This window comes from Pseudomonas sp. NPDC090233 (assembly GCF_044772285.1).
Classification (GTDB): Bacteria; Pseudomonadota; Gammaproteobacteria; order Pseudomonadales; family Pseudomonadaceae; genus Aquipseudomonas.
In genome coordinates, this window is sequence record NZ_JBIVYQ010000024.1 from 1 (window position 1) to 1631 (window position 1631).

The following is a 1631-nucleotide window of genomic DNA, read 5'->3' on the forward strand; positions in this document are numbered from 1 at the left end:
TTAGGCGACGAAGTGGTTGATGCCATGCTTCCAAGAAAAGCTCCTAAGCTTCAGATAACTGGGAACCGTACCCCAAACCGACACAGGTGGTTAGGTAGAGAATACCAAGGCGCTTGAGAGAACTCGGGTGAAGGAACTAGGCAAAATGGCACCGTAACTTCGGGAGAAGGTGCGCCGGTGAGGGTGAAGGACTTGCTCCGTAAGCCCACGCCGGTCGAAGATACCAGGCCGCTGCGACTGTTTATTAAAAACACAGCACTCTGCAAACACGAAAGTGGACGTATAGGGTGTGACGCCTGCCCGGTGCCGGAAGGTTAATTGATGGGGTTAGCGCAAGCGAAGCTCTTGATCGAAGCCCCGGTAAACGGCGGCCGTAACTATAACGGTCCTAAGGTAGCGAAATTCCTTGTCGGGTAAGTTCCGACCTGCACGAATGGCGTAACGATGGCGGCGCTGTCTCCACCCGAGACTCAGTGAAATTGAAATCGCTGTGAAGATGCAGTGTATCCGCGGCTAGACGGAAAGACCCCGTGAACCTTTACTATAGCTTTGCACTGGACTTTGAATTTGCTTGTGTAGGATAGGTGGGAGGCTTTGAAGTGGGGACGCCAGTTCTCATGGAGCCATCCTTGAAATACCACCCTGGCAACTTTGAGGTTCTAACTCAGGTCCGTTATCCGGATCGAGGACAGTGTATGGTGGGTAGTTTGACTGGGGCGGTCTCCTCCCAAAGAGTAACGGAGGAGTACGAAGGTGCGCTCAGACCGGTCGGAAATCGGTCGTAGAGTATAAAGGCAAAAGCGCGCTTGACTGCGAGACAAACACGTCGAGCAGGTACGAAAGTAGGTCTTAGTGATCCGGTGGTTCTGTATGGAAGGGCCATCGCTCAACGGATAAAAGGTACTCCGGGGATAACAGGCTGATACCGCCCAAGAGTTCATATCGACGGCGGTGTTTGGCACCTCGATGTCGGCTCATCACATCCTGGGGCTGAAGCCGGTCCCAAGGGTATGGCTGTTCGCCATTTAAAGTGGTACGCGAGCTGGGTTTAGAACGTCGTGAGACAGTTCGGTCCCTATCTGCCGTGGACGTTTGAGATTTGAGAGGGGCTGCTCCTAGTACGAGAGGACCGGAGTGGACGAACCTCTGGTGTTCCGGTTGTCACGCCAGTGGCATTGCCGGGTAGCTATGTTCGGAAGAGATAACCGCTGAAAGCATCTAAGCGGGAAACTTGCCTCAAGATGAGATCTCACTGGGATCTAGAATCCCCTAAAGGGCCGTCGAAGACTACGACGTTGATAGGTTGGGTGTGTAAGCGCTGTGAGGCGTTGAGCTAACCAATACTAATTGCCCGTGAGGCTTGACCATATAACACCCAAGCAATTTGAGCGTAAGACGCCGAATTGTGGTGGTGAAGACGAAACGAACCGAAAGTTCGCGACGAACCACAAATATCGCATATCCGAATTCGCCAAGAGTGTTCCTAAGACATTCTGGCTACAGAATTTCTTGACGACCATAGAGCATTGGAACCACCTGATCCCATCCCGAACTCAGTAGTGAAACGATGCATCGCCGATGGTAGTGTGGGGTTTCCCCATGTGAGAGTAGGTCATCGTCAAGATTCATTT

The 1631-nt window shown here is 52.3% G+C and carries 2 rRNA genes; both read left to right on the plus strand.

Annotation, left to right across the window (positions count from 1 at the left end):
* Positions 1–1368 (plus strand): 23S ribosomal RNA (locus tag ACIQUF_RS25560); the annotation flags it as partial.
* Positions 1369–1508: 140 nt separating this feature from the next.
* Positions 1509–1624, plus strand: a 5S ribosomal RNA gene (rrf, locus tag ACIQUF_RS25565).
* Positions 1625–1631 lie beyond the last annotated feature (7 nt).